This window comes from Streptomyces graminofaciens (assembly GCF_030294945.1).
GTDB classification, from domain to species: Bacteria; Actinomycetota; Actinomycetes; order Streptomycetales; family Streptomycetaceae; genus Streptomyces; species Streptomyces graminofaciens.
This window is the reverse complement of the sequence record NZ_AP018448.1, coordinates 4,467,193-4,491,369: the sequence shown is the minus strand read 5'-3', so window position 1 is coordinate 4,491,369 and position 24,177 is coordinate 4,467,193. Positions and strand designations below refer to the sequence as shown.

Below are 24,177 nucleotides of genomic sequence, written 5' to 3'. Positions count from 1 at the left end.
AGGCAACAACGGAATCACTTGTTGATGCCCCATTGCTCTGCCAGGATCGGCACTCAAATCGAGCTGGAGCTACGCCACCCGTCCCCGGGGCAGAGGGGGCACAGGCGGAGGAGAGCGACATGCACAAGGCGGGCACCGCCACCCCGGACCGATTCCCCGCGCAGGAACGCCTCGCGGCCGGCGCGCAGTACATCGGGGGCCGCCTGACCAAGGGCACCACCGGCCGTACCCACGCGGTCGTCGACCCCGCGACCGGCGACGAGGTCTACACCTTCGAGCTGGCCGGCACGGACGACGTCGACGCCGCCGTGGCCGCCGCCCGCGCCGCCTTCCCGGGCTGGGCCGCCACCACGCCCGGTGAGCGGTCCGAGGCGCTGCACCGCTTCGCCGCCGTCCTGGCCGACCGGGCGGAGGAGTTCGCGCGGGCCGAGTCCCTGCAGTGCGGCAAGCCGCTCAAGCTCACCCGCGAGTTCGACGTGCCGGGGACCATCGACAACACCGCGTTCTTCGCGGGCGCCGCCCGGCACCTCCAGGGCCAGTCGGCCGGCGAGTACTCCGGCGACCACACCTCGTACGTACGCCGTGAGCCCATCGGGGTCGTCGGCTCCATCGCGCCCTGGAACTATCCGCTCCAGATGGCCGCCTGGAAGATCCTCCCGGCCGTCGCGGCGGGCAACACGATCGTGCTGAAGCCCGCCGAGCTGACCCCGCTGACCTCGCTGCTGTTCGCGGAGGCCGCCACCGCCGCGGGCATCCCGGACGGGGTGATCAACATCGTCACCGGCACCGGCAAGGAGGCCGGCGAGCACCTCGTCGGGCACCCGGACGTGGCCATGACCTCCTTCACCGGTTCCACCGCCGTCGGCAAGCGCGTCGCCGAGATCGCCACCGCCACCGTCAAGCGCATCCATCTGGAGCTGGGCGGCAAGGCCCCCTTCCTCGTCTTCGACGACGCGGACCTGGAGGCCGCCGTCAACGGCGCGGTCGCGGGCGCCCTCATCAACACCGGGCAGGACTGCACGGCCGCCACGCGCGCGTACGTACAGCGTCCCCTCTACGAGGAGTTCGTCGCGAGAACGGCCGCCCTCATGGAGACCGTCCGGCTGGGCGACCCCTTCGCGCACGGCACCGACCTCGGGCCGCTGATCTCGCACGTCCAGCGCGACAGGGTCGCCGGGTTCGTCGAGCGGGCACGCGCGTACGCGCGCGTGGTGACCGGCGGCGAGGCGCCACAGGGGGAGCTCGAAAAGGGCGCGTACTATCGCCCGACCCTCGTCGCCGACGCCCCCCAGGACAGCGAGATCGTCCAGTCCGAGCTCTTCGGGCCGGTGCTGGTCGTCCTGCCGTTCGACAGCGACGACGAGGGCATCCGCCTCGCGAACGACACGCCGTATGGGCTCGCCGCCTCCGCCTGGAGCCGGGACGTCTACCGCGCGAACCGTGCCACCCGCGAGATCAAGGCGGGCTGTGTGTGGGTCAACGACCACATTCCGATCATCAGCGAGATGCCCCACGGCGGATACAAGGCGTCCGGCTTCGGCAAGGACATGTCCGCGTACTCGTTCGAGGAGTACACCCAGATCAAGCACGTCATGTTCGACAATACGGCGGTTGCCAGGAAGGACTGGCACCGCACGATCTTCGGGGACCGCTAGCCATCTCGGAGTCCGACCGCCCGACCTCCGGCCGGTCTCCGCTCACCTTCCCGACAGGGCACCTCCGAAAGGGCACCACGCGCATGGAGCAGTACGAGCCCGACCGCCTGTCCCCGGCCCAGGTGGCCGCCATGCGGCGCAGTCTCACCAGCGGCAGGGCCGCACTCGGCCGCCGCTCGCTGCTGCGTGCCGGAACCGGCGGCGCACTGGCGATCGGCGGGCTCGGCGCGCTGAGCGCCTGTGGCATCCCCGCGGCGAAGAACACCTCGGGCGTCTCGTCCGAGGACCACTCGGCCGAGGAGAAGGAGATCAACTTCTCCAACTGGACCGAGTACATGGACGTCGACGACAGCGGCAAGCACCACCCCAGCCTGGAGCAGTTCACCAAGCGCACCGGTATCGCGGTCAAGTACACCGAGGACATCAACGACAACGTCGAGTTCTTCGGCAAGATCAAGCCGCAGCTCGCCGCGGGTCAGGACACCGGGCGCGACCTGATCTGCGTCACCGACTGGCTCGCCGCCCGGCTGATCCGCTTCGGGTGGGTCCAGAAACTCGACGCGTCCAACCTGCCGCACGCCTATCTGAACCTGTCCCAGCAGTTCCGCGGCCCCGACTGGGACCCCGGGCGCGCCTACTCGTACCCCTGGACCGGCATCTCCACCGTCATCGCCTACAACAAGAAGGCCCTCGACGGCGAGGAGGTGAAGTCGGTCTCGGACATGCTCGACAACCCCAGACTGAAGGGCCGGATCGGCTTCCTCTCCGAGATGCGCGACAGCATGGGCATGACCCTGCTGGACATGGGCAAGGACCCGGCGAAGTTCACCGACGACGACTTCGACGCGGCGATCGCCCGCCTGCAGAAGGCCGTCGACAAGGGCCAGATACGCCGCTTCACCGGCAACGACTACACCTCGGACCTCAGCAAGGGCGACCTCGCGGCCTGTATCGCCTGGGCCGGCGACGTCGTCCAGCTCAAGGCCGACACCCCGGACATCGACTTCGTCATCCCCGACAGCGGCTATCTGACCTCGACGGACAACCTGCTGATCCCCAACCGGGCCCGGCACAAGACCAACGCCGAACGGCTCATCGACTACTACTACGAGCCGAAGCCGGCCGCCGAGCTCGCCGCGTACATCAACTACGTGTGCCCCGTCGACGGGGTGAAGGCGGAGCTGGCCAAGATCGACCCGGACGCGGCGAACAACCCGCTGATCATTCCCGACGCGGCCATGGCAGCCAAGTCCCACGCCTTCCGCTCCCTCACCCAGAAGGAAGAGACGGCGTACGAAGAGAAGTTCGCGAAGCTGACAGGGGCGTGACGAGGACGATGACCAGCAAGAAAACCACAGACAACGGCAGCGGTGACGTCCGCCTCTCCGGCATAGGCAAGACCTACGGCTCCTTCACGGCCGTCCACCCGCTCGACCTGACCGTGCCGGAAGGTTCCTTCTTCGCCCTCCTCGGCGCCTCCGGCTGCGGCAAGACCACCACCCTCCGCATGATCGCCGGCCTGGAGGAACCTTCCTGCGGCACGGTCTCGCTCGGCGACCACGACGTGACGAACCTGCCCCCGTACAAGCGGCCGGTGAACACGGTCTTCCAGTCGTACGCCCTCTTCCCGCACCTCGACATCTTCGAGAACGTCGCCTTCGGCCTGCGCAGGCGTGGCATCAAGAGCGTGAAGAAGCAGGTCGAGGAGATGCTGGAGCTGGTCCAGCTCGGCGAGCAGGCGCGCAAGAAGCCGCACCAGCTGTCCGGCGGCCAGCAGCAGCGCGTCGCCGTCGCCCGCGCGCTCATCAACCACCCCAAGGTCCTGCTCCTCGACGAGCCCCTCGGCGCCCTCGACCTCAAGCTGCGCCGCCAGATGCAGCTGGAGCTGAAGCGCATCCAGACCGAGGTCGGCATCACGTTCATCCATGTCACGCACGACCAGGAGGAGGCCATGACCATGGCCGACACGGTCGCGGTGATGAACGGCGGCCGCGTCGAGCAGCTCGGCTCCCCGGCCGACCTGTACGAGAACCCGAAGACCACCTTCGTCGCCAACTTCCTCGGCACCTCCAACCTCATCGAGGCCGAGGTCGACTCCCAGAGCGGCGCCGAGATCGTGCTGAAGGCGGGCGACGGCAAGCTGCTCCTCCCCGAGGCGCGATGTTCCGCGCCCACCCGCACCGGCGGCAAGGTCCTCGTCGGGGTACGCCCCGAGAAGATCACCCTCACGCACGCGGACGACGCCGGCGAGATCCCCGTCGGCCGCAACCGCATCACCGGCAAGATCGCCGCCACCAGCTTCATCGGCGTCTCCACGCAGTACGTCATCGACAGCTCGGTCTGCCCCGAGTTCGAGGTGTACGTCCAGAACATCGACCGCGACGCCCGGCTCGTCCCCGGCGCCGACGTCGTCCTGCACTGGAGCCCGGCCCACACCTTCGGCCTGGACGCGGCCCAGTCCCTGCTTGCCGGGACAGCGGGCTCCGCCGGTGTCGAAGAAGGGGCGGCCGTCTGATGTCGACCCTCACCGAAGCCGCGGCCGAGGCCCCACCGCCCCTCGCTCCCGGCCCCACGGCGAAGCCGCCCCGCAAGAGAGGCCGCTGGACGCCCTATCTGCTGCTCGCGCCCGGTCTCATCTGGCTCGTGGTGTTCTTCGCGATGCCGATGGTCTACCAGGCCTCCACGTCCGTGCAGACAGGCTCGCTGGAGGACGGCTACAAGGTCACCTGGCACTTCGCGACCTACTGGGACGCGCTGTCCGAGTACTACCCGCAGTTCCTGCGCTCGGTGCTCTACGCGGGCTCGGCGACGATCCTGTGTCTGCTGCTCGGCTATCCGCTGGCGTATCTGATCGCGTTCCGCGCGGGCCGCTGGCGCAATCTGATCCTGATCCTGGTGATCGCCCCGTTCTTCACCAGCTTCCTGATCCGTACGCTCGCCTGGAAGACGATCCTCTCGGACGGCGGCCCGGTCGTCGGCGCCCTCGGCTCGCTGCACGTCCTGGACGTCACCAGCTGGCTCGGCCTGACGGCCGGTGACCGGGTGCTGGCCACCCCGCTCGCGGTGGTCTGCGGCCTCACGTACAACTTCCTGCCGTTCATGATCCTGCCGCTGTACACCTCGCTGGAGCGCATCGACGGGCGGCTGCACGAGGCGGCCGGCGATCTGTACGCGAGGCCGTTCACGACCTTCCGCAAGGTCACCTTCCCGCTGTCCATGCCCGGTGTCGTCTCCGGCACGCTGCTGACCTTCATTCCGGCGAGCGGCGACTACGTGAACGCCGAACTGCTCGGCTCCACCAACACCCAGATGATCGGAAACGTCATCCAGAGCCAGTTCCTGCGGATTCTCGACTATCCGACGGCGGCGGCCCTCTCGTTCATCCTCATGGCCGCGATCCTGCTCATGGTCACGGTGTACATCCGCAAGTCCGGGACGGAGGATCTGGTTTAAATGGACACGCGACAGAGTCGCATATTCGGCACGAGCGTCAACTGGCTCAAGAGCCGTCTTGTGGTCATCGCGGGACTGCTGACACTCGGTTATCTGCTTCTGCCGAACGTCGTCGTCACGGTCTTCTCCTTCAATCAACCGAAGGGCCGATTCAACTACGAGTGGCAGCAGTTCTCCACGGCCGCCTGGACCGATCCGTGCGGTGTCGCCGACCTGTGCGGCTCGCTCTCGCTGAGCCTCCAGCTGGCGGCCTGGGCGACGCTCGGCGCGACCGTCCTCGGCACGATGATCGCCTTCGCGCTCGTCCGCTACCGGTTCCGCGCGCGGGGCGCGGTGAACTCGCTGATCTTCCTCCCCATGGCGATGCCCGAGGTCGTGATGGCCGCCTCGCTGCTCACCCTGTTCCTCAATCTGGGTGCGCAGTTGGGTTTCTGGACGATCCTGATCGCCCACATCATGTTCTGCCTCAGCTTCGTCGTCGTCGCCGTCAAGGCGCGCGTGATGTCGATGGACCCGAGACTGGAGGAGGCCGCGCGCGATCTGTACGCCGGTCCCGTCCAGACCTTCGTCCGGGTCACCCTGCCCATCGCCGCCCCCGGTATCGCCGCGGGCGCGCTGCTGGCCTTCGCGCTCTCCTTCGACGACTTCATCATCACCAATTTCAACGCGGGCTCGACCGTCACCTTCCCCATGTTCGTCTGGGGCTCGGCACAGCGCGGCACGCCCGTCCAGATCAATGTCATCGGTACGGCCATGTTCCTTGTCGCCGTACTGTTCGTGGTGGCCGGAATGGCCATCGGAAACCGCAGAAAAAAGCAGAAGGCATAAGCCTCGGCGACCCGAATTGGCTCTGTAGGGAGTTGAAATCATGGCCCCAAGCGCCATGACCCGTTGGACAAAGTCTCTTTCCGACGCACAGCCGGTTCCGTACTGGCTCGAAGACCCGGGCAAGCCCCACCCCGAGCCCGCGCTGACCGGCACCGAGACCTGCGATCTGCTGGTCGTCGGCGGCGGCTACAGCGGACTGTGGACCGCGCTCGTCGCCAAGGAGCGCGAGCCGGGGCGGGATGTCGTCCTGCTGGAAGGCCGCGAGGTGGGCTGGGCCGCCTCCGGTCGCAACGGCGGCTTCTGCGCCGCCTCGATCACCCACGGCCTGGCCAACGGCCTCGCCCGCTGGCCCGACGAGATCCACAAGCTCCAGGAGCTGGGGGACCGCAACCTCGACGAGATCGAGGCGGCGGTCGCCCGGCACGATCTCGACTGCGACTTCGAACGCACCGGCGAGATCGACGTGGCCACCGAGACGTACCAGGCGTGGGAACTGCGTGACTGGTACGAGGAGATCGAACGCAAGGGCCTCGCCGACGGCATCGAGTTCCTCGACGCCGACGCGGTCCGCGACCAGGTCGCCTCCCCGACCTTCGAGGCGGGCCTGCACGACCGCCGGGGAGTCGCCATGCTGCACCCCGCGAAGCTGGCGTGGAACCTGAAGCGGGCCTGCGTGCGGCTCGGCGTCCGCGTCTACGAGCACACCCCCGCGCTGACGCTGAAGCCCTATGGCGCCGGTATGGCCGTACGCACCCCGTACGGCAGCGTCCGCGCCCGGCACATCGCCCTCGGCACGAACATCTTCCCGAGCCTGGTCAAGCGCGTCCGCGCGTACACCGTCCCGGTCTACGACTACGCCCTGATGACCGAGCCGCTGACCGCCGAGCAGCTCGACTCGATCGGCTGGAAGAACCGGCAGGGGCTCGGCGACTCGGCCAACCAGTTCCACTACTTCCGGCTGTCCGCCGACAACCGCATCCTCTGGGGCGGCTACGACGCGATCTATCAGTACGGCGGTCGCCTCCGCGCCGAGTACGACGACCGGCCCGAGACGTACGCCAAGCTCGCCGGGCACTTCTTCACCTGCTTCCCGCAGCTGGAGGGCGTCCGGTTCACCAACGCCTGGGGCGGGGCCATCGACACCTGCTCGCGCTTCTCGGCGTTCTTCGGCACGGCCCACCAGGGCAAGGTGGCGTACGCGGCCGGGTACACCGGGCTGGGCGTCGGGGCCACCCGGTTCGGCGCCGAGGTGATGCTCGACCTGCTGTCGGGGGAGCGCACCGAGCTGACCGAACTGGAGATGGTCCGCAAGAAGCCGCTGCCCTTCCCGCCCGAGCCGTTCGCCTGGACGGGTATCGCCCTCACCAAGTGGTCCCTGGCCCGCGCCGACTCCCACGGGGGCCGGCGCAACCTGTGGCTGAAGGCGATGGACCGGATGGGGCTGGGCTTCGACAGCTGACGCCCCGGCGCCGGTACCGGCGCGTCGGAGCACTCGTGACCAGTAGGCGTACGCCCTGCTCGATCACCGCTGCTCCTTCACCACCGACAAGTTGAGAAAACCCGCGTAATGCCCGGCCGGGACCTCTGTCTGTGCTCCTGACGCGAACAGCGTCCTCGGGAGGACAACAGAGAGGAACGTCCCTGTCATGACTGGGGCCAAGACGGCGGTCGAGTGGCTGGCATCCGCAGCACCGGATCCGGAGGCCTGCCGCTGGGAGTGGGAGCGCAACCCCCTGGGGGTCGCCCTGCTCCCGGCGGGCAGGGCCTGGGACGTGCTGATCCTGCCGGGCGAACTCGGCTACCCCACGCTCGACGTCCTGACCCGCATCATCGACCAGCCCGGACCCGTACTCGTCGGCTTCGGCGACGACCGCATGGGGTTCTTCGTACCGCCGGGCACGGCGTCCCGGTGGCTCGGCACAGGCGTGCGCAGCGCGGGCTACGGCACCTGGATCGTGGTGCCGTACCCGGGACGCCAGAGCGGCGCTGCGCGCTGGCTGATCCCGCCGGACGGCACCGGCACGCTCACCGACCCGGCGCTCCTCGAACTGGCGATGCACGAGGCCGCGGCGAGCCTGGCCGGGGACGAGGACCGGTAGCCGGGGGCTGACAGCCACACACGTCGTGACGGCGGCCGTTCCCCGGCCGCGACGCGCTCTCGTCGGCCGCCCGTGCGGCCGACGCCGACGTCACCCGGTGGAGCGGCGCGACCTCATCCAGCGGGGCGACCCACCCGCAACCACGGAGTGGAGAGCAGCAGCGCGCACACGCACCAGCTCGCCACCACGTCGAACGGCCAGTGGTAGCCCTGGCGCACCAGGCCGAAGCCGACCCCGAGGTTCACGACGAGCGCGAGGACGACGAGCGCGCGGCGGGCGAGAGCGCCGCGCAGCCGGGGCAGCAGAAGCAGGACGGCACCGCCGTACGCCATGGAGGCGGTCGCCGTGTGGCCGGACGGGTAGAAACCCGTGCCCGGGCCCATGATCGCGGGGCCCGAGCGGGCGATGAGCTCCTTCAGCGGGACGACCCAGAGCGGCACCGCGGCCATGAGGAGGGCAGCGGCGGCGGGCCGCCGCCACCAGTGGTCCCCACCAGTGGCACGGGCACGCCACGCGGCATACGCGGCGACGACGGCCAGAACCGGGACGGCGACCGTGACATTGCCGAGGTCGGCCAGGAACTGGGTGGCGTCGCCCCGGTGGACCAGGGAGTCACTGAGACGCTCGTCCGCGCGGGCCAGCGGGCCGTGCGTGAGGACCTGCCAGGTGATCAACGCGAAGAGGAGGGCCGGGGCGCCGAGAAGGAGGAGGGCGGCGCGACGGCCGGAGAAGATGGTCGGCCGTCCTCGAACAGGGGGGGAGGTTCGAGGACGGCCGACCGGATCGGTGTGCCGCGCGCCCCGGGGGGTTTGGGGCGAGCGGCCATCCGATCGGTGAGGAGAACCGGAGCCGGAAGCTCCGGGTGTGTGCGCGAGGGCACGACCAGAGCGAAGCTGGGGAGGCCCCGACCTGGACTCGCCCACAGTCCCCTGTGGGCGGGGTGTATCTCTCATCTGCATAAGAACCTACGACAGTGGATGCGGTGACGACAGACAGAATCGCGTCCCGTCATGCACCTTGCACACCTTCTTCACGCCCTCTGACCGTTGCCGACCCGGACCGGAATCCGGGCGGGATTCCGGTTCCGGGAAGCGTGGGACGTCGGAGGCGGATGGGGGATTCCGTATGCGCGGTGGGCGAGCGGGGGCTCAGATGCGCGTGAACGCCTGCTCGATGATGTCGAGACCCTCGTTCAGCAGGTCGTCGCCGATGACGAGCGGCGGCAGGAAGCGCAGAACGTTGCCGTAGGTGCCACAGGTCAGGACCAGCAGGCCCTCCTGGTGACAGGCCTTCGCCAGCGCGGCGGTCGCCTCCGGGTTCGGCTCCTTCGTCGTACGGTCCTTGACCAGCTCGATCGCGATCATCGCGCCGCGGCCGCGGATGTCACCGATGACGTCGAACTTCTCGGCCATGGCGGTGAGGCGGGCCTTCATCGTCGCCTCGATGCCCTTCGCCTTCGCGTTGAGGTCGAGCTCCTTCATCGTCTCGATCGAGCCGAGCGCGCCCGCGCAGGCGACCGGGTTGCCGCCGTACGTACCGCCCAGGCCACCGGCGTGCGCGGCGTCCATGATCTCGGCGCGGCCGGTGACGGCGGCGAGCGGCAGACCGCCCGCGATGCCCTTGGCCGTGGTGATCAGGTCCGGGACGATGCCCTCGTCCTCGCAGGCGAACCACTGCCCGGTACGGCAGAAGCCGGACTGGATCTCGTCGGCGACGAAGACGATGCCGTTGTCCTTGGCGAACTTGCTGATCGCCGGCAGGAAGCCCTTCGCCGGCTCGATGAAGCCGCCCTCGCCGAGCACCGGCTCGATGATGATCGCGGCCACGTTGTCCGGGCCGACCTGCTTGGTGATCTGGTCGATGGCCTGCGCGGCGGCCTCCGGGCCCGCGTTCTCCGGACCGGTCGGCCAGCGGTAGCCGTAGGCGAGGGGCATGCGGTAGACCTCGGGCGCGAACGGCCCGAAGCCGTGCTTGTACGGCATGTTCTTGGCGGTCAGCGCCATCGTGAGGTTGGTGCGCCCGTGGTAGCCGTGGTCGAACACGACCACGGCCTGCCGCTTGGTGTAGGACCGGGCGATCTTGACGGCGTTCTCGACGGCCTCGGCGCCGCTGTTGAACAGGGCGCTCTTCTTGGCGTGGTCACCCGGGGTCAGCTCGGCGAGGGCCTCGGCGACCTCCACATAGCCCTCGTACGGCGTGACCATGAAACAGGTGTGCGTGAAGTCCTGGAGCTGGGCCGAGGCCCGGCGTACGACGGCCTCGGCGGAGGCGCCGACGGACGTCACCGCGATGCCGGAGCCGAAGTCGATGAGGCGGTTGCCGTCGACGTCCTCGATGATGCCGCCGCCCGCGCGCGCGGTGAACACCGGCAGCACCGACCCCACCCCCGCCGCGACCGCGGCGACACGGCGGGCCTGCAGCTCCTGCGACTTCGGACCGGGGATGGCGGTGACGACGCGGCGCTCCTGCGGAAGTGCGCTCATGTGGGGCTCCTGGGGTTTCACGGACCGGGCTGTGCGGACGCTTGCCTTCTTTTCTCGCAGGCTAGGACCGGGGACGAGAGGTGGGCATGCTCCATGTGGGCGTTGTCGGCGGCGCCGGTTGTCCTCGGTGGACATGGCACTCATGGGGTGTCGTCCACGATGCCGACAGGTCGTCGGCGAGGGGCTTCCCGGTCCGCACGGCCGCGTAAACGGTGAACTCCCCTTGCGAGAGCGTTAGATTGGCTCGCTGATGGTGGACGGAACGGCTGGTCAGGGGGCAAGCGCGATGGACAGCGACGGGACGCGGGACGCGCGGGGCACGCATGCGAATCCTGTGCCGCGCCCGACGGGACCACCGGATGTGCCACCGGCGCCCGCTCTGCCGCCCATGCCTGCGGGGACGCCGGGGGTGGGGGCGGGGGCGCCGGGGATGCCCGGCATGCCGCCGGCCCCCGTACACGCGCCTGGGCCGCCACCTGCGCAGAAGCCGTCCCCCTCGTCCGCCGTCGCCGCCTGGCTGAACGAGGAGCGGCCCGCCACGAAGCCCGGCATCTGGCGCTTCGGGTACCGGCTGCCGAAGGGCGCGGAACCAGCCGATCGGCTCGCGCCCGTCACGGTCGTCGGCATGATCATCCCCCTGGTCGTGGCGCTCTTCGTGTGGTCGCTGTGGCAGCGGGGCGCCGTTCCCTACCAGTACGAGCTGCTGCGGGTGTTCACCCCGGGCGACTGGTGGTGGGGCGGCACGCTGGTCGCGCCCAAACCGCAGGAGGGGCAGGAGGTGGCACTGCCGGGCCGGGAGGCACTGGAGGTCTACTCGGGTGTCTTCTTCGCTCTGCTCGTCTGGGCCGTCGTCCGACTGGGCGGCTGGCCCGCCATCGCCCAACACTTCATCGGCCGCCGCCCGCAGCCCGCCCGGGCCCTGCTCGCTCTGCTGTGCGCGCTGGCCGCCCTGAGCCTTGTGTTCCCCAATGCCTTCGGGGTCGGCTGGGACGCGCTGCCCGTGGTCGGTCCGCTCTTCTCCCTGATCGTCCTGATCTCCGGGAGCTACGAGGTGTTCACCTCGGTCCTGTCCACGAACACGCTGTACGCGATCGTCACCGTGCTGGTGGTGTGGCCGTTCGCCAGGGTCGGCGGCTGGTGGACGTACGCGAAGGAGCGGCTCGTCTCCCGCGAACGCCCGGTGGCGAACACCGTCGCCGAGGAGCGGCCCCTCGCCCAATGGCCCGAACTGCGCGACGCCGGGCAGCACGAGGCGGCCGAACTGCTCACGGGCGAGGTGGGCACCGGGCGGATGAACGACGTCGACTGCGCGCGCGTGCGGCGGGCCTGGACGGTGGGTCTGTCCGGCTTCCGGGAGACCGTGCTGCGCCAGGGCGGCGCTGCCTGGACCCATCCCTCCGGCGCGCGCGACCTGCCCCAGCGCTCCGCGCGCCATGACCTGCTCGCCGGGCAGGTGCGCATCGGTCGCTGGGTGCCCGCCGAGCGCACCCCGGTCGCCTACCACGACGTGGGTGCCGCGCTCGGCCCGGACCTGCTGGGCACGTCCCTGCTGGCCGTCGGCCCGTCCGGCTCGGGCAAGACCCGCACTCTGGTCGAGCCGCTGACCGAGGCGCTGGCCCTGCAGGCGCTGACCGGCGGCTGCGCGGTCGTAGCGGTGTCCTCGCCCGGCAGCCGCCCGCTCGGCGCCGACTCCGCCTTCGACGTGATCGTCCGGATCGGCGACCCGTCCTCGGTACACGACCTGGACCCCTACGCCGAGACCGACGACCCCGACGAGGCGGCCGCGATCCTGGCCGAGGCGCTGGTCGGCGATCTCGACACGGTGAGCGCGCAGAGCGCGGCCACCACGCTCGCCCAGCTGCTGGGCCCGTACCGGACCGCGCACGGACACTTCCCCACGTTCCCCGAGCTGCGTGAGCTCCTGGAGGGCGAGCCGTCGGCGCTGTCGGTGCTGAGGGAGGCGGTGGCCGGGGACGAGGTGATGCGCCGAGAGCTGGAGGCGCGCATCCGGCAGACCGGTATGCCCGGGGACGCGGGCCGCGCGCTCGCCGACCGGCTCGCCCTGCTGAACCGGCCGGTGTTCGCCGAGTTCTTCGGCGGGGGAGGCGGCGCGCAACGGCCGTTCTCGCTCCGCGCGGTCGCCCACCACCCGCTCCGGGTCCGCATCGACCTGCCCGAGCACGGTTACGAGGAGGCCGGCCGACTGATCACCCGGCTCGTCCTCGCCCAGTTCCACGCCGTCGTCCGGGAGGGGCGGCGCACCCACTTCGTCTGTCTGGTCCTGGACGACGCCACGGGCACGGTGACCGCCGGATCGGTGCGCCGCATCCAGCGGCTGCGCTCGCAGAACGCCGGTGTCGTACTGGCTCTGCGCACGATCGGCGACGTTCCGGAGGCCCTGCACGGGCCGCTGTACGGGGCCGTCGGCTGCCGGATGGCGTTCTCCGGGATCACCACCTGGGACGGCAGCCGGTTCGCCCAGACCTGGGGCACCGAGTGGGTGGAGACCACGGAGGTCGCCAAGCACACGGTCTTCGCCGACCAGCCGATGACCCGGGCCATCCACGCCCTGCGCAAACTGGTCACCGGCAAGGCCGTGACCACGGACGCCGTGACCGTACGCCAGGTCGAGCGGGAGCGCTGGTCCGCGTCCGAGTTGGCGCACGGGGTGCCGCCCGGGCACGCGGTGCTGTCGTTGACGAATGTGCGGGGGGAGCACGCGCCGCCGTTGCTGGTGGACCTGCGGGGGTGAGCGGTCTGGCGTGCGGCTGAGCCGTTCGGGGTGCGGGACCGTACAGTGAGGCACAATCGGCACAGGTCGTTCATACATGGTGGCGAAAGGGCCCACTGTCGTCACCGTCGTCACGGGAGTCACACGAGCCGCGGCCATGCGGCTTGCCCCGACGCCGAACGCCGAGCCGACTCCGGACCCCGACCGTCGCCACACCGCCCTGACGCCGAACTGAAGGCCGTATGCCTCCCACGCTCGCCTCGCTCGTCCATCACTCCGCGCTCAAGCTGACCGTGCGGGCGGGCGACGACCGCCTGGACGTGCCCGTCCGCTGGGCGCACGTCAGCGAACTCGCCGACCCCGTGCCGTACATGGAGGGCGGCGAGCTGCTGCTGATCACCGCGCTGAAGCTGGACGCGGAGGATCCGGAGGCCATGCGGCGCTATGTGCGGCGGCTGGTGGGGGCGGGCGTCGTAGGCCTCGGCTTCGCGGTCGGGGTGAACTACGACGAGGTCCCGAAGGCGCTCGTGGACGCGGCGGCGGAGGCCGGGCTGCCGCTGCTGGAGGTCCCCAGACGCACCCCCTTCCTCGCCATCAGCAAGGCCGTCTCGGCCGCCATCGCCGCCGATCAGTACCGTGCCGTCACGGCCGGCTTCGCGGCCCAGCGGGAGCTGACGAAACATGCCCTGAGCGATGGACCGGAGGGGCTGCTCACCGCGCTCGCCGCGCAGGTCGACGGGTGGGCGGCGTTGTACGACGCCTCCGGTGCGGTCGTCGCGGCGGCGCCCGACTGGGCCGGGCGGCGCGCCGGGCGGCTCACGGCGGACGTCGAACGGCTGCGGGAGCGGCCCGCGCCGGCCAGCGCGGTGGTGGGCGGCGAGGACCGGGTGGAGCTGCACTCCCTGGGCACGGGCCGCCGGGCGCGCGCGGCGCTCGCCGTGGGGACGGCCGCAGCCCTGGGCACGGCCGAGCGGTACGCCGTCCACTCGGCCATCGCGCTGCTGACGCTCACCACGGAGCGGTCGCGGTCGTTGCACGCCGCCGAGCAGCGGATCGGAGCGGCCGTGCTGGGCCTGCTGCTGGCCGGGGAGTCCGACCATGCGCGGGCCGTGGCCGGGGAGCTGTACGGGGAGCTGCTGGACGCGCCGTTCCGGCTGATCCTCGCGGAGTGGGCCACCACGGGCGGGTCGGGCTCGGGCTCCGGGTCGGGCTCGGGTGCGGGTGCGGGCCTGGGTTCCGCTTCCGGTTCGGGGCCGGGTGAGGTCGGGCAGCTCGCCGAGGTCGCCGAAGTCGTGGAGTCGGCCGCCGCGCGGGCGGGGGAGCCGGTGCTCGTCGTGCCCGACGGGGCGGACGGGGAGCGGCTCGTCGTGCTCACCGTCGACGGGGGTGCGGCGGTGGCGGCGTGCGGGGAGTACGCGGTGGCGCTGGAGGCGGCGCGGGCCGCCGGCCGGGAAGGAGTGTCCATGGGCTCGTCCGTGGGCCCCGCCGGGGGTTCCTCCGCGGAGGACGGCGAACTGGTCATGGGGCTCTCCGCCCCCGTCGGGCCGATCGCCGTCGCGGCCGCCTACAAGCAGGCCGAGCAGTCGCTGGCCGTGGCCCGGCGGCGGGGGCGGTGCCTCGTCGAGCACGAGTCGCTGGCGGCCGGTTCCGTGTTGCCGCTGCTCGCCGACGACGCGGTGCGGGCGTTCGCCGACGGCATGCTCCGGGCGCTGCGCGAGCACGACGCGACGGGACGGGGGGATCTGGTGGCCTCGCTGCGGGCGTGGTTGTCGCGGCACGGGCAGTGGGACGCGGCGGCCGCGGATCTCGGTGTGCACCGGCACACGCTGCGGTACCGGATGCGGCGGGTGGAGGAGATCCTCGGGCGGTCGCTGGACGACCCCGATGTGCGGATGGAGCTGTGGCTGGCGTTGAAGGCCACGGCTGCGGCGGGGGAGTAGGGGGTTTTCTCGCCCCCGCCGCCCCTACCCGTCCTCTCCTCAGGGGCGGCTGCCCCTTCGACCCCGCCGGGGCCAAGGAGCCGGGGCTCCGCCCAAGACCCTTCGCCCCGTTCGCGCAGTCCCCGCGCCACTGAAGGGGCGTGGGGAACTCGCCCCCCACGACCAGGCCAATCCGGCACACCCCCCACCCCCACTCATACGCACCGGACAAACGACCGCTCGCCGCCCCGGCCCTACGGTTGACCCGGAAGCCGAAGCATCAACCACCGAAGGGCCGGGACTCGACCATGACCGCAACCCACGCCTTCTGGCTCGCCGGCCGTCACGTCACCGGCGAGACCACGTTCGACGTCACCTCCCCGTGGGACGGACGCCTCGTCGGGAAGGTGAGCGTCCCGACCGAGGCACAGGTCGAGGAGGCGGTCGCCGCCGCGTACGCCGTGCGGGACGAGTTCGCCGGCACCCCGGCCCACGTCCGCGCCGCCGCCCTCGACCGGGTGAGCCGGCGGCTCGCCGAGCGCACCGAGGAGATCGCCCAGCTCATCTCCGCCGAGAACGGCAAGCCGATCAAGTGGGCCAGGGGCGAGGTCGGGCGGGCCGTCTCCGTGTTCCGGTTCGCCGCCGAGGAGGCCCGGCGGTTCAACGGTGGCGAGGCCCAGCGGCTCGACACCGATCTCGGTGGTCAGGGCCGCCTCGCCGTCACCCGCCGCTTCCCCAAGGGCGTCGTCCTCGGTATCGCGCCCTTCAACTTCCCGCTCAACCTCTGCGCCCACAAGATCGCCCCGGCGATCGCGGCCGGCGTGCCGATCATCCTCAAGCCCGCCCCGGCGACCCCGCTGTCCGGCCTCGTCATCGGTGAGCTGCTGGCCGAGACCGAGCTTCCCGCCGGTTCCTGGAGCATCCTCCCGGTCTCCAACGACCGTATGCCCGCCCTCGTACAGGACCCGCGGCTGCCCGTCATCTCCTTCACCGGTTCGGAGAAGGTCGGCTACGCGATCATGGATTCGGTGCCGCGCAAGCACTGCACCCTGGAGCTGGGCGGCAACGGCGCCGCGGTCGTCCTCGGCGACTACGCCTCCGACGCCGATCTCGACTGGGCCGCCACCCGCATCGCCACCTTCTCCAACTACCAGGGCGGCCAGTCCTGCATCTCCGTGCAGCGGGTGATCGCGGACGCCTCCGTGTACGACCGGCTGCTGCCCCGCATCGTCGCCGCCGTCGAGGCCCAGGCCACCGGCGACCCGAGCGACGACAGGACCGACGTGGGGCCGCTCGTCAGCGAGGACGCCGCCAAGCGGGTCGAGTCGTGGGTGCGGGAGGCCGTCGACGCCGGTGCCGCCCTCCTCACCGGCGGCAAGCGCGACGGCGCCTCGTACGCGCCGACCGTCCTCACCGACGTACCGGCGACCGCCACGCTCTCCTGCGAGGAGGTCTTCGGGCCCGTCCTCACCGTGCAGAAGGTGGACGGGGAGGCCGCGGCCTTCGCCGCCGTCAACGACTCCAAGTACGGCCTCCAGGCGGGCGTCTTCACTCACGACCTGCAGACCGCCTTCCGCGCCCACCGCGCGCTGGAGGTCGGCGGTGTCGTCATCGGCGACGTGCCCTCCTACCGCGCCGACCAGATGCCGTACGGCGGTGCCAAGCAGTCCGGCGTCGGACGTGAGGGCGTGAAGTTCGCGATGGACGACTACACCTACGAGCGGGTGCTGGTGCTCACCGGCCTCGCGCTCTGAGCAGCGCCTCCAGGAATGTCCGGCACAACCTCTAGCTTCTGACAATCGTTTTCAGGTAGCCTGGGGTCAGATCCCGGGATGAAGGGGCCCGGCACCGATGCCTTCCGGTGCCGGGCCCCTTCTGTGTGCCGGCCTCTTCCGGACCCTCAACCGGAGAAGCCGACGCGCGCGAGCCGCAGCGGGCCGCGCAGCTTGAGGTGGACGTCGTGCACCCCGGCGGCCGAGACGGCGCCGCGCACGGTCGTGTACGTGTACGGGTCCGCCGTGGCCGGGGCCGATGTCAGCGTCGCCAGCACCGGGCCGCCGTTCAGCGAGAACTCGACCGTGCCCTCGCCCGCGACCTCCACCGTCACCTCGGTGACGCCTGGGCCGAAGTCGCAGTCGTGGAAGAGCAGCCCACCCGAGCCGCCCTCCACCGCGGTCACCGCGTCGCCCGACGCCTTCGTGCGGTCGACGATCTCCGTGCCGCGCTGCTCGTCGAAGTCGGCGCCGTTCAGGCCGTGCGCGACGACCGGGCGTGGGGCCGCGGGCTCGCCCGCCAGGAGGATCGTCGTACGGACCCGCACGTCCTCGCTCGACGCGCCGACCAGCAGCTCGTACGCGCCGGGCTCCAGGCGCCACCGGCCGTGCGCCACGTCCCAGAACTCGAACGCCGACAGCGGGAGCCGGAACGTCAGCTCGGTCGATGCGCCCGCCGCCAGGGTGACCCGGCGGTGGCCGAGCAGCTCCCGGCGAGGACGCGGCACCGACGGCTCCACCGCCCGGACATAGAGCTGGGCCACCTCGTCCGCCGTCACCCCGCCCGTGTTGGTGACCGTGAAGGAGACCGTCACCTCGTTCCCGGCCACCCGCGCCTCAAGGTTCCCGTACGCGAACTGCGCGTAGGACAGGCCGTGGCCGAAGGGGAACAAGGGGGTGCCCTCGAAGTACAGATACGTCTGGCGGGCGCCGATCACGTCGTAGTCGAGGAGACCGGGCAGGTCGGCGTCGGAGGCGTACCAGGTCTGCGGGAGGCGGCCCGCGGGGGAGACGTCACCGGCGAGGGCGCGCGCCAGAGCCGTGCCCGCGGCCTGGCCGCCGTGCGCGGTCCACAGGACGGCCGGGATCTCCGCGGGATCGACGGCGTACGGGTAGGCCGAGACCAGGACCAGCGCCGTGTTCGGGTTGGCGGCGCGGGCCGCGCGCAGCAGGCGTTCCTGGTGGTCGGGGAGGGCCAGGGTCGGGCGGTCCTCCGTCTCGCGGCCGTTGATGTGCGGGTCGTTGCCCGCGAACACGACGACCACGTCGGCCTCGGCGGCGACCCTGGCCACGGCCTCCTCGCCGGGCTGGGTCACGATGAGCTCGAAGATTTCCGCGTTCTCGGCGGCAACCTTCACTCCGTCGGCGGCGACCGACACGTACTGGCCCGTCCCTGCGTGCTTGAGGAGGTGACCGTTCTCATGGGTTTCATGGCGTTCCAGATGGAATGTCTCCTGGATCACCCAGCCGCCCGGCTGGTCGGCGGAGGCCCGCAGGTAGCCGTCCTCGGCGACCGAGAGATAGCGGCCGTCCGGTGCGCGGAAGGTGAGCACGCCCTCGCCCCAGTCGACCATCGCCAGCTCGGTGCCGGCCGCGTCGATCGTCAGTGGCGGCAGGTCCGTGCGGCCCGCGAGCAGCGCCGGGTCGAGGGCGCCCGCCGCGCCCCGCACCTCGTCGCCGGCTTCGACGGCATCGGCCACACGCAGATACGCGCCCGTGGAGGTGCGCAGTCGTACGCGGTCCACGCCCTCCGCGAAGGTCACACGCTCGGCGCCGAACCGGTCGTACAGGCCTTCGAGCGGGGTCGAGCGGTGGATGAGGGTGCCGCTGTACCAGTCGAGCTTGCACTCGTCGGCGAGAAGGCCGACCACGGCGATCCGGGTGCCCTCGGCGAACGGCAGCAGGCTGTCGTTCTTCAGCAGCACGATCGCCTGCTCGGCGGCCTCCTGGGCGAGGGCGCGGTGCGCCGGGGTGTCGAAGTCCTTGCTGTCGCCGTACGGGTCGAGGTCGGGGTCGAACTCGCCGAGGCGGAAGCGGACCGAGAGCTGGCGGCGGACCGCCGTGTCGATGTCCGCCTCGGTCAGCAGGCCCTGCTCATGGGCCTTCGTGATGCGTTCGGCCATCGTCGAGCCGTCCGTGCCGTGGTCGGTGAAGCTGTCGACACCGGCGCGCAGCGAGGCCGCCGTGGCCTCCTCGTGGGTGTCGAAGTAGTGCTCGGAGTCGACCAGGTTGGAGGGCGCGCCCGCGTCCGAGCAGACCAGCAGCTCCTCGTCGGTCCAGGTGCGCAGATGCTCGGACAGATACGGCGAGACATGGTTGGGGCGGCCGTTGACCAGGTTGTACGCGGGCATGACGCCGGCCACCGCGCCCGCCTCGACCGTCTCGCGGAAGGCGCGCAGGTCGTACTCGTGGAGGACGCGCGGGCGGACCGAGGAGGACGTGACGGAGCGGTCGGTCTCGTTGTTGTGCGCCAGCCAGTGCTTGAGCACGGGGGCCGTACGCCAGTACGTGGGGTGGTCGCCGCGCAGGCCGCGGGTGTACGCGGTCGCGATGGCCGAGGTCAGCTTGGGGTCCTCGGAGTAGCCCTCCTCGTTGCGGCCCCACAGCGGGTGGCGCAGCAGGTTCACCGTGGGGGACCAGACGTTGAGGCCGACGCGGTCGTCGCGGGCGCGCATGGCGCGGACCTCCGTCGACACGGCCTCGCCGACGCGGCGGACGAGGTCGTCGTTCCAGGTCGCGCCGAGGCCGACGGCCTGCGGGAACACCGTCGCGGGGCCCATCCAGGCGACGCCGTGCAGGGCCTCCTGGCCGGTGCGGAACGCGGCGACGCCGAGGCGGTCGACGGCGGGTGCGAACTGGTGCAGGAACGCGATCTTCTCGTCGAGCGTGAGCCGCTGGAGAAGATCGTCGATGCGCTTCGCGAGCGGCAGCTGCGGATCGCGGAAAGGCGGCGTGGGCGTCGTCTGTGCGGTCACGTGGGGATCCCTTTGAGGTGGAGCGGCGAGGCGCTTTCGAAGCGCTTCGATGCTCGATCGACGGTGGGGTGGGTGTCAAGAGACCAAGCTGAAACGGATCCGTTTCCTCATCGTCATAAACACTGTCATTTCGGGGGTCGGAACTGGCAGTTCGGGTCCTCTCAACCGCTTTCATTCCGCGGGTCAATCTTGGAATCGACCCTTGTGCACCCCCGGTCGTTCACTTAACCTCGCAGCAACATCGAAGCGCTTCGACTGCGGAGGGAAACGCTTCGCGTGCTCACATCCCTCCGGTTCATCGCTTCAGCACAGCCAGTCCCACTCAAGACACCGCAGCCGACGGCCACCGCCGGGTGTCCTGGTGTGCGCCATGAAGGGTTGACGCAATGACGCCGAACTCCGCCACCACCTCCTCCGAGCCCAGCCGGAGAAGCTTCCTCGCCTCCACGGCGGTCGCCGCCGCAGTGGTCGCGGGGGGAGTGCCGCTGCTGTCCGCCTGCGGCGGCTCGCAGGAAGGACGCAAGGAGGGCACGACGTCGGGCAAGGACGCGCAGAAGATCCTTCCGACGTTCGTCGCGTCGAGCGTCGTGGCGCCCGACATCCCGGCGAAGAACGGCGCACCCGCCGGCTTCAGCAAGGCGATCGCCACCGCCGACCTGAAGACCTCGGTGCCGAAGAAGCTCGGCAGCGGCGGCAAGCTGAAGATCATGTCCCCGTTCTGGGGCACCCCGCCGAAGGCCGACAACCCGTACTACTCGGCGATGAACGAGGCCGCGGGCGTAGAGGTGACCTGGCAGAACCAGGACGGCGTCACCTACGACCAGAAGCTCGGCGCGGTCCTCGCCTCCAGCGACATCCCCGACGTCGTGGTCGTGCCCGGCTGGAACCTGATGGGCAAGATACCCAGCGCCATCAACGCCAAGTTCGCCGACCTCGGCCCGTACCTCTCCGGCGACAAGGTCAAGGACTACCCGAACCTCGCGGCCGTCCCCTCCGAGGCCTGGCAGCGCGGCATCTTCGGCGGCCAACTGCGCGCGATCCCGTTCCCCGCCCCGTACGTCACCGACATCGCGCCCATGTACCGCAGGGACATCTTCAAGAAGAAGGGCTACAGCGTCCCGACCAGCCCCGACGAGTTCCTGTCCTGGGCGAAGGAGGCCACCGACGCCAAGTCGAAGGTGTGGGCCTGCGACGACATGAAGTGGACGGCGTTCAACATCTACGGTGTCTTCCCCGGCAGCGACAAGGCGCTGTGGTGGAACCTGGTCGACGGCAAGCTGGTCAATCGCATCGAGACCGAGGAGTTCCTCGAGGCCCTGGAGTGGACGCGCAAGCTCTACGCGGCCGATGTGGTCCACCCGGACGCGGTCTCCGGCAAGGCGGGTGGCGACGCCAGGAACCGGTTCACGGCCGGTCAGTCCCTGGTCTTCAACGGGAACATCTCCGCCTGGTGGGGCTCGGTCTCCGAACAGGCCACCCAGAACTCCGACTTCGACATGGCCGCGTTCGACATCTTCGGCCCCGACGGCGGCGACCCCACCCTGTGGGCGGTCCAGCCCGCCAACATCTTCACCTTCATCAGCAAGAAGGCGACCAAGCAACAGATCAAGGACTTCCTCGCCCTCTGCAACTACTGCGCCGCGCCTTACGGCACCAAGGAGTTCATGCTCACCGCCTACGGCGTCGAGGGCACGGACTACGACATGAAGAAGGGCCTGCCGGTCAAGAGCACCACGGGCGTCAACGAGGTCAACGGCGCCTACGACTACACCGGCAACCCCGCCCCGTACGTCGCCTACCCCGACTTCCCCGAGGTCACCAAGGGCATCGTCGAGTGGCAGCAGCGCATGGGCGCCTTCACCAAGAAGACCTCCTTCTTCGGGCTGACCGTCACCGAACCGAACCGCTGGGCCAACCTCGCCGACAACTTCGAGCAGTTGGAGGACGACGTCGTGCGCGGCCGCAAGAAGATCAGCGACGTCCAGCAGGCGGTGTCCGACTGGAAGAGCAAGGGCGGCGACGGGCTGCGCGACTGGTACAAGAAGCTGCTCGACGAGACCGGTTCGGCGAACTGACCCGGGGCTGAGGCAAGGAGAACGCCGTGTCCCACAGCACGGTGCCCCGGTCCAGGGCCGAGGCGAAGACCCCCGAGAAGAACCCGGCGCCGTCCGACGGCGCCGGGTCCGGCTCCCGGGGCGGCAAACGCGCGGGGAAACTGAGTCTCCGGCTCAGATTCCGGCGTGACCGCACGCTGATCCTGATGACGCTGCCGACGGTGCTGCTCATCCTGGTCTTCAACTACATACCGATCCTCGGCAATGTGGTCGCCTTCCAGGACTACGACCCGTACCTCAGCGAGAACGGCTTCGTCGCCATTTTCCAGAGCCCCTGGATCGGCTTCGAGCAGTTCGAGAGGATCTTCGAGGACTCGGCCTTCTGGCACGCGGTGCAGAACACCTTCGTGCTGTTCTTCCTCCAGCTCGTCCTGTTCTTCCCGATCCCGATTTTGCTCGCGCTGCTCATCAACAGCGTGGTCAGGCCCCGGGTCCGGGCGGTCGCCCAGGCGATCATGTACCTCCCGCACTTCTTCTCCTGGGTCCTCGTCGTCACCGTCTTCATGCAGATCTTCGGTGGCGCGGGCATCATCGCGCAGACCCTCCGCCAACACGGCTACGAGGGCTTCGACCTGATGACCGACCCGGAGATCTTCAAGTACCTGGTCACCGCCGAGAGCATCTGGAAGGACGCAGGCTGGGGCATCATCGTCTTCCTCGCCGCGCTCTCCTCCGTCTCCAACGACCTCTACGAGGCCGCCGCCATGGACGGCGCCGGACGCTGGCGGCGCATGTGGCACATCACGCTGCCCGCCCTGCGCCCGGTGATCGCCCTGCTGCTGGTGCTGCGCGTCGGCGACGCCCTGACCGTCGGCTTCGAACAACTGCTGCTCCAACGGCAGGCGGTGGGCGTCGACGCCTCCGACGTCCTCGACACCTATGTGTGGTGGAACGGTATCCGCAACCAGGACTTCAGCTACGCCGCCGCCGCAGGCCTCATCAAGGGCGTGGTCGGCCTCGCACTGGTGCTGACCGCCAACAAGGTCGCCCATCTCATGGGTGAGCAGGGGGTGTACAAGAAATGAGCGCCGTCCTCGACAAGCCGGCCGACGAGCGGCCGACGGTGCGGAAGCCCGGCCGCTGGGCGGCCCCGCCCCGCCCGACCTGGGAGGAGGAACCCTCCAAGGCCGGACTCGCGGGCAAGGGACTCGCCCTCGGCTTCGCCTGCTTCGCGATCCTCTTCCCCCTCTGGATCGTCATCGTCACCAGCCTCCAGACGAAGAAGACCATCGACGAGGCGGGCGGCCTGGTCGTCATCCCCAAGAGCATCACCTTCGTCGCCTACCGGGAACTCCTCGGCGGCGGCCAGGTCCAGACGGCGGCGCTGGTCAGCGTGGGCGTCACGCTCGTCGGCACCCTGTTCAGCATGACCGTCTCGGTCCTGTGCGCCTACGGTCTCTCCCGCGTCGGCTCTCTCGGCCACCGCTGGATCCTGATGACCCTGCTCGCCACGATGTTCTTCGGCGCCGGCCTCATCCCGACCTATCTGCTGGTCCAGGCCCTCGGCCTCACCGACACCTACCTCGCGCTGATCCTCCCCAGCGCCGTGAGCGTCTTCAACATCCTGGTCCTGCGCTCGTTCTTCATGGGCATCTCGCCGGAGCTGATCGACAGCGCCCGCATCGACGGCGCCGGAGACTGGCGCATCCTGTGGAAGATCGTGATGCCGCTGTCGAGGGCCGTCCTCGCGGTCATCGCCCTGTTCTACGCGGTCGGCTACTGGAGCGCGTGGTTCAACGCCTCCATCTACCTCACCGACCAGGACATGATGCCGCTGCAGAACGTCATGATCCAGCTCGTCCAGAAACAGGAACGCCCGGTCGGCCTCTCCGCCCAGATCAACACCGGCCAGCTCTCCCCGATCGCCATCCAGATGGCGGTCATGGTGATGGCCCTGCTCCCGGTCGCGGTCCTCTCGCCCTTCGTCCAGAAACACTTCAAGAAGGGCATGCTCACCGGCGCGGTCAAGGGCTGACCCCCGGCCGCCCCACCGACCCCGCCGCACCCGGCCGTGCCTGTCACCCGGCCGGGTACGGCGGGCCCCAGCGAAACTCTCCGCCCGGTGCTCTGCGGCCGGGGCTGCGCCCCGTGCTTTTCAGAGGCGCGGGAAACTGCGCGACCCGCCACACATGACCCGCAGTCGCCGAT

Annotated in this window: 16 protein-coding genes; 13 read left to right on the top strand and 3 right to left on the bottom strand. The window is 70.2% G+C overall.

The window, feature by feature from the left end:
* Window positions 1–119: 119 nt before the first annotated feature.
* The 7 genes from SGFS_RS18935 (at window position 120) to SGFS_RS18905 (ending at window position 8,035) form a co-directional block, all read left to right on the top strand.
* Entirely contained in the window at window positions 120–1,655 is a 1,536-nt protein-coding gene (locus SGFS_RS18935) for a gamma-aminobutyraldehyde dehydrogenase (RefSeq protein WP_286251801.1), read from the top strand.
* An 83-nt stretch (window positions 1,656–1,738) separates the two neighbouring features.
* Complete coding sequence (locus SGFS_RS18930; RefSeq protein WP_286251800.1) at window positions 1,739–2,983, top strand: polyamine ABC transporter substrate-binding protein; 1,245 nt, start codon at window positions 1,739–1,741, stop codon at window positions 2,981–2,983.
* Between the two features lie 8 nt (window positions 2,984–2,991).
* The gene (locus SGFS_RS18925) at window positions 2,992–4,170 is read left to right on the top strand and encodes an ABC transporter ATP-binding protein (RefSeq protein WP_286251799.1); all 1,179 of its coding nucleotides are present in this window, start codon (window positions 2,992–2,994) and stop codon (window positions 4,168–4,170) included.
* Window positions 4,170–5,108: an ABC transporter permease gene (locus tag SGFS_RS18920; protein ID WP_286251797.1), complete on the top strand. Its 939-nt coding sequence runs from the start codon at window positions 4,170–4,172 to the stop codon at window positions 5,106–5,108. Before SGFS_RS18925 ends, SGFS_RS18920 begins: the two co-directional genes overlap by 1 nt.
* Complete coding sequence (locus SGFS_RS18915; protein ID WP_286251796.1) at window positions 5,109–5,936, top strand: ABC transporter permease; 828 nt, start codon at window positions 5,109–5,111, stop codon at window positions 5,934–5,936. It abuts the gene before it with no gap.
* A 40-nt stretch (window positions 5,937–5,976) separates the two neighbouring features.
* Complete coding sequence (locus tag SGFS_RS18910; protein ID WP_286251795.1) at window positions 5,977–7,395, top strand: NAD(P)/FAD-dependent oxidoreductase; 1,419 nt, start codon at window positions 5,977–5,979, stop codon at window positions 7,393–7,395.
* Between the two features lie 187 nt (window positions 7,396–7,582).
* Window positions 7,583–8,035, top strand: a complete 453-nt coding sequence (locus tag SGFS_RS18905) for a hypothetical protein (protein WP_286251794.1) — start codon at window positions 7,583–7,585, stop codon at window positions 8,033–8,035.
* A gap of 113 nt (window positions 8,036–8,148) precedes the next feature.
* On the opposite strand, the gene SGFS_RS18900 is transcribed toward SGFS_RS18905, so the two are convergent.
* Complete coding sequence (locus tag SGFS_RS18900; protein ID WP_286251793.1) at window positions 8,149–8,958, bottom strand: phosphatase PAP2 family protein; 810 nt, start codon at window positions 8,956–8,958, stop codon at window positions 8,149–8,151.
* A gap of 225 nt (window positions 8,959–9,183) precedes the next feature.
* Window positions 9,184–10,518: a 4-aminobutyrate--2-oxoglutarate transaminase gene (gene gabT, locus SGFS_RS18895; protein ID WP_286251792.1), complete on the bottom strand. Its 1,335-nt coding sequence runs from the start codon at window positions 10,516–10,518 to the stop codon at window positions 9,184–9,186.
* Between the two features lie 286 nt (window positions 10,519–10,804).
* Between gabT and SGFS_RS18890 the strand changes: the two genes are divergently transcribed.
* The 3 genes from SGFS_RS18890 (at window position 10,805) to SGFS_RS18880 (ending at window position 16,922) form a co-directional block, all read left to right on the top strand.
* Window positions 10,805–13,270 carry a type IV secretory system conjugative DNA transfer family protein gene (locus SGFS_RS18890; RefSeq protein WP_286251790.1) on the top strand — a complete coding sequence of 822 codons (2,466 nt, stop codon included), beginning with the start codon at window positions 10,805–10,807 and terminating at the stop codon, window positions 13,268–13,270.
* A gap of 221 nt (window positions 13,271–13,491) precedes the next feature.
* Window positions 13,492–15,189: a PucR family transcriptional regulator gene (locus SGFS_RS18885; RefSeq protein WP_286251789.1), complete on the top strand. Its 1,698-nt coding sequence runs from the start codon at window positions 13,492–13,494 to the stop codon at window positions 15,187–15,189.
* A gap of 287 nt (window positions 15,190–15,476) precedes the next feature.
* Window positions 15,477–16,922 carry an aldehyde dehydrogenase family protein gene (locus tag SGFS_RS18880; RefSeq protein WP_286251788.1) on the top strand — a complete coding sequence of 482 codons (1,446 nt, stop codon included), beginning with the start codon at window positions 15,477–15,479 and terminating at the stop codon, window positions 16,920–16,922.
* A gap of 146 nt (window positions 16,923–17,068) precedes the next feature.
* Here SGFS_RS18880 and SGFS_RS18875 read toward each other — a convergent pair whose 3' ends face one another.
* Window positions 17,069–19,915 (bottom strand): glycoside hydrolase family 3 C-terminal domain-containing protein, encoded by a 2,847-nt coding sequence (locus SGFS_RS18875; RefSeq protein ID WP_286251786.1) that lies wholly within the window; start codon window positions 19,913–19,915, stop codon window positions 17,069–17,071.
* A 386-nt stretch (window positions 19,916–20,301) separates the two neighbouring features.
* Here SGFS_RS18875 and SGFS_RS18870 point away from each other — a divergent pair, with 386 nt between their 5' ends.
* Genes SGFS_RS18870 through SGFS_RS18860 form a run of 3 tightly spaced genes read left to right on the top strand, consistent with a single transcriptional unit; the run spans window position 20,302 to window position 24,004 of the window.
* Window positions 20,302–21,990 carry an extracellular solute-binding protein gene (locus tag SGFS_RS18870; protein ID WP_286251784.1) on the top strand — a complete coding sequence of 563 codons (1,689 nt, stop codon included), beginning with the start codon at window positions 20,302–20,304 and terminating at the stop codon, window positions 21,988–21,990.
* A 26-nt stretch (window positions 21,991–22,016) separates the two neighbouring features.
* Window positions 22,017–23,054 (top strand): ABC transporter permease, encoded by a 1,038-nt coding sequence (locus tag SGFS_RS18865; RefSeq protein ID WP_286251782.1) that lies wholly within the window; start codon window positions 22,017–22,019, stop codon window positions 23,052–23,054.
* The gene (locus SGFS_RS18860) at window positions 23,051–24,004 is read left to right on the top strand and encodes a carbohydrate ABC transporter permease (protein WP_286251781.1); all 954 of its coding nucleotides are present in this window, start codon (window positions 23,051–23,053) and stop codon (window positions 24,002–24,004) included. Before SGFS_RS18865 ends, SGFS_RS18860 begins: the two co-directional genes overlap by 4 nt.
* Window positions 24,005–24,177: the final 173 nt, after the last annotated feature.

What these genes read in the sequence shown, in the direction of transcription:
- SGFS_RS18935 (WP_286251801.1), top strand. Translation starts at nt 120, where the DNA reads ATGCACAAGGCGGGCACCGCCACCCCGGACCGATTCCCCGCGCAGGAA.
- SGFS_RS18930 (WP_286251800.1), top strand. Translation starts at nt 1,739, where the DNA reads ATGGAGCAGTACGAGCCCGACCGCCTGTCCCCGGCCCAGGTGGCCGCC.
- SGFS_RS18925 (WP_286251799.1), top strand. Translation starts at nt 2,992, where the DNA reads ATGACCAGCAAGAAAACCACAGACAACGGCAGCGGTGACGTCCGCCTC.
- SGFS_RS18920 (WP_286251797.1), top strand. Translation starts at nt 4,170, where the DNA reads ATGTCGACCCTCACCGAAGCCGCGGCCGAGGCCCCACCGCCCCTCGCT.
- SGFS_RS18915 (WP_286251796.1), top strand. Translation starts at nt 5,109, where the DNA reads ATGGACACGCGACAGAGTCGCATATTCGGCACGAGCGTCAACTGGCTC.
- SGFS_RS18910 (WP_286251795.1), top strand. Translation starts at nt 5,977, where the DNA reads ATGGCCCCAAGCGCCATGACCCGTTGGACAAAGTCTCTTTCCGACGCA.
- SGFS_RS18905 (WP_286251794.1), top strand. Translation starts at nt 7,583, where the DNA reads ATGACTGGGGCCAAGACGGCGGTCGAGTGGCTGGCATCCGCAGCACCG.
- gabT (WP_286251792.1), bottom strand. Translation starts at nt 10,518, where the DNA reads ATGAGCGCACTTCCGCAGGAGCGCCGCGTCGTCACCGCCATCCCCGGT.
- SGFS_RS18890 (WP_286251790.1), top strand. Translation starts at nt 10,805, where the DNA reads ATGGACAGCGACGGGACGCGGGACGCGCGGGGCACGCATGCGAATCCT.
- SGFS_RS18885 (WP_286251789.1), top strand. Translation starts at nt 13,492, where the DNA reads ATGCCTCCCACGCTCGCCTCGCTCGTCCATCACTCCGCGCTCAAGCTG.
- SGFS_RS18880 (WP_286251788.1), top strand. Translation starts at nt 15,477, where the DNA reads ATGACCGCAACCCACGCCTTCTGGCTCGCCGGCCGTCACGTCACCGGC.
- SGFS_RS18870 (WP_286251784.1), top strand. Translation starts at nt 20,302, where the DNA reads ATGACGCCGAACTCCGCCACCACCTCCTCCGAGCCCAGCCGGAGAAGC.
- SGFS_RS18860 (WP_286251781.1), top strand. Translation starts at nt 23,051, where the DNA reads ATGAGCGCCGTCCTCGACAAGCCGGCCGACGAGCGGCCGACGGTGCGG.